This is a genomic window from Kurthia sp. Dielmo (assembly GCF_000307285.2).
Taxonomy (GTDB): domain Bacteria; phylum Bacillota; class Bacilli; order Bacillales_A; family Planococcaceae; genus Kurthia; species Kurthia populi.
This window is the reverse complement of the sequence record NZ_HE578960.1, coordinates 150236-153803: the sequence shown is the minus strand read 5'-3', so window position 1 is coordinate 153803 and position 3568 is coordinate 150236. Positions and strand designations below refer to the sequence as shown.

The window sequence follows — 3568 nt, the reverse complement described above, 5'->3', positions numbered from 1 at the left end:
CGCAACGAAAAAACGGAACCGCGCTATAACGCGATTCCGGTTTTTCTTATGCTCATATGAACGATTGTTTTTATACGTATGTCCCAGCCTCTTTATAGTTATTATTTAAAATAATCTGGCTGCCAGAAGCCTTTAAATTCAGCATCTGTTTCGATTAATTTTTGGAAGCTATCAGTTTTATAGGCGGCCGTTAAATCTTTTACAAATTGTTTATCTTTATCCTCTGTGCGAACAGCAATTAAATTTTGGTATTCAAATGGCGGGTCCTCTAGTAATAGACTATCATCTAAGCTACGGTCGGCTGCTAAAATATAATTGCCATTTACGAGTGCGAAATCAACATCACTAATGACGCGAGCCAATTGGGCTTGCTCTACTTCAACAAATTTAATGTTAATATGATAGCTTTCAACATCATGTTTACTAACAGTTAATGGCTCATAATCTTTCTTGAGTGTCACGAAATCAAGTTGTTCTAATAAACGAAGAGCGCGTGCAAAGTTTGGTGGATCATTAGGAATCGCAATTTTATATTCTTTGTTTTTATCTAAATTTTTTAATGAATCATAGCGGTCTGAGTAAAGACCCATCGGTGCAGTCGGAACTTTGATGGTTTCGGTTAAATCGACATTATTTTCTTTAACAAAATTTTTGAAATATGCCGTATGTTGATAAATATCGGCATCTAGTGATCCTTCAGCAAGGGCAAAATTCACTTCATTACCACTTGTAAATTCTTTGTATTCAATAGTGTAGCCTTGTTTCTTTAGAATTGGCTCAATCCCTTTACGTACTTGATCGCTATAGGGTCCTGGGGTAAAGCCAATGCGGATTGTTTTTGTATCATCTGCACTGGCTTTATTGTCGCTTGATGTCTTGCCGCAAGCAGCGAGCACCGCTAAAAGTACAATACTTAATAAAATGGTTACAATTTTCTTCATTCTTCATATCCTCCTTAATTTGAGTAAAATAAAAGAGGCACTATATGTAAAAACATACGTGCCTCCGGTAGTCCGGTCGGAAATATAAGTTAGCCGATAGGAATTAAAGAGTATTCTAGCAAGTAATAGAAAAATTAGCAATGATTATTTTTTTAAATATTTTTTAATTCATACTTGACCAATGGGTATTATTCGTTTAATCTATGAAGCATAAGAATTTTACAGTGACTGGACAACCAGAGCTCTTAACCGACACATTTGATGCGATTTGTTAAGAGCTCTTTTTGTTTTCTTAATTAAATATTTATAGCGACTGGACCACCGGAGCTCTTCTCATAATAGAAGGGCTCCGATTGTGTTTTACGGACTAGACAACTAGCCGTAATCATAGAAAGGAGAGGATGGAATGACAGCAATTAAAGGTGCGGGCCATGTTTGGCTAGATGGGAAGCAAGTAACTAATTTAGCAGAGCATGCAGCGTTTAAAGGGACTTTTCAAACGATTCAAGAATTATTAGCACGTATTGATGACGAGCCGGTTGGTTATAAGGATGCCAAACTTGGTAAGTATGTACATCAGGCATTTTCAATTCCGACAACTAAAGAGCAATTGTTAGAAAAACGTGCAGCTTTTGAGGCATGGAGTATACAAAGTTTTGGTATGATGAGCCGGTTATCCGATTATGCTTATGCATTGATTACCGGATACTACATAGACCGCGAGCAGTTTGCACAGTATGATGCGACATTTCCCCAAAAAATAGAAATGTATTATGAGCAATTAAAATCAGAGCGCCGTTTGCTAACGACAGCTATTGCTGATCCACAAATTGATCGTTCAAAGCCACTGACAGAGCGCCCTGAGCATGCGCTACTACATGTTGTAGAAGAAACAACGGATGGTATTTACGTAAGTGGTGCAAAAATGATTGCGACAGGCGCCCCCTATGTTGACGATATTTTAGTAAATACACCCTATAGTAAAGCAGAAGAGCAAGAGAAGTTTGCTAATTTCTTTATTGTATCTACACAGTCACCAGGACTTGAGATTATTTGCCGTAAAAGTCATGCGGCGCAGGATTTGGCATTATATCCGCTTGCTAGTCAATTTGATGAAATGGATGCAGTAGTCGTATTTAATCGTGTATTTATCCCGAATGACCGCATTTTTATACGCGGCAATGCAGAGGGAGTAGTAAAAGCGCATCGTCATCAGCAGTTAAATGAATTAGCACATTATCAAACGGTCATTCGTTTATTGACGAAATTAAAATTTGTGGCAGGTGTAACGACGGCGGTTGCTGAAAGTATTCGCGTAACAGAATTTTTAAATGTTCAGCAAAAAGTGGGCGAACTGTACATGCAGGTAGATACAATTGAAGCATTGCTACACACCTCGGAAACGAATGGATTTGTGCAAGAGAATGGTGTTTTTACACCAAGTGCTGTACAACTACAAGTCGCACGAAATCTTGGAACGAGTTATTATAGTCGCGCGATTAGTATTTTAAAGGAAATTGGGGCAGGTGGATTTACACAGCTACCCTCCACATTAATCGAACGTTTTGAAGATGAAGCGTTACAAAAGCAACTTGAAACATATTATGTCGGCGCTGCGAGTTCAGCAAAACAAAAAACGGCTCTTTTCCGTATTGGGTGGGAACTTGTAGGAAGTGAACTAGGGAGTCGTCATGATTTATATGAACGCTTTTATACAGGCGACCCATTCCGTATCCAATCTTTATTTTTTGAAAATTATGATAAATTACCGCTTGATGATTATTTAGATACATTTTTAACGAAAATTCAGCAACGAGAGGAGTTGCTTTTATGACAGCTTGGCTAGAACGTTTAAATGATGGACGAAATGTTTGGTACGGTACAGAAAAGGTAGAGCATTTGGCATCGCATCATGCATTTAAAGGCACAGTGGCCACAATTGAAAAATTACTTACATTATCAAATGAAGCATTATATATAGAGGGGAGACATGCTTCGTTTCATATTCCTAAAAATATAGAGCAACTACAGAAAAAGCAGCATGCCTATGAGATTTGGGTGGATGAGACTTTTGGAATGATGAGCCGTCTATCCGAATATTCGAGAGAAATTGAAACAGGATGGTACGCAAATCGACGTCAGATTGCTACATATATTCCGCATTTTGAGGAGAAAATCATACGGCGTTATAACGATTCCAAAGAGCACGAATTACTATCAACTGCAGCGGCACAGGATCTACAGCGTAAACGTAGTCAATCTGCAGTTGAAGTGGCTAGTGGACAGCTTCGGATTGTGAAAAAAACAGAAGAAGGCGTAATTGTACGCGGTGCAAAAACGATTGCGACAGCTGCACCATATGTAGATGAATACATTATTTCATCATTTCACCCACGTAGTGCTGAACAAAAATCGTTGGCTAATATTTTCCTGATTCCAGCGAATTTAGCGGGTCTACAAATTATTAGCCGCGCTTCCTTTGCAAGTGACGATAAAGTAAATCAGCCACTTAGTGCACGATTTGATGAAATGGATGCGGTGTTGCTTTTTGAAGACGTACTCATCCCATGGGAATATGTGCTAGTACACGAGGACCCGGAAGCGGCTTGGAAATTGCAGCAAGATCC

At 38.8% G+C, this 3568-nt stretch carries 3 protein-coding genes; 2 read left to right on the top strand and 1 reads right to left on the bottom strand.

The window, feature by feature from the left end; all coding sequences use genetic code 11:
- Positions 1-101: 101 nt before the first annotated feature.
- A complete protein-coding gene (locus KTHG_RS14270; protein WP_139994536.1) occupies positions 102-941 on the bottom strand; it encodes a MetQ/NlpA family ABC transporter substrate-binding protein in 840 nt (279 codons plus the stop codon).
- Positions 942-1347: 406 nt separating this feature from the next.
- On the opposite strand from KTHG_RS14270, the gene KTHG_RS14265 reads away from it, so the two are divergent.
- Both KTHG_RS14265 and KTHG_RS14260 read left to right on the top strand, forming a co-directional pair.
- On the top strand, positions 1348-2775 hold the full coding sequence (locus KTHG_RS14265) for a 4-hydroxyphenylacetate 3-hydroxylase N-terminal domain-containing protein (protein WP_139994534.1): 1428 nt from the start codon (positions 1348-1350) through the stop codon (positions 2773-2775).
- Positions 2772-3568: 4-hydroxyphenylacetate 3-hydroxylase N-terminal domain-containing protein (locus KTHG_RS14260; RefSeq protein WP_305000246.1), on the top strand; the 797-nt coding region annotated here is incomplete at its 3' end. The genes KTHG_RS14265 and KTHG_RS14260, both read left to right, overlap by 4 nt.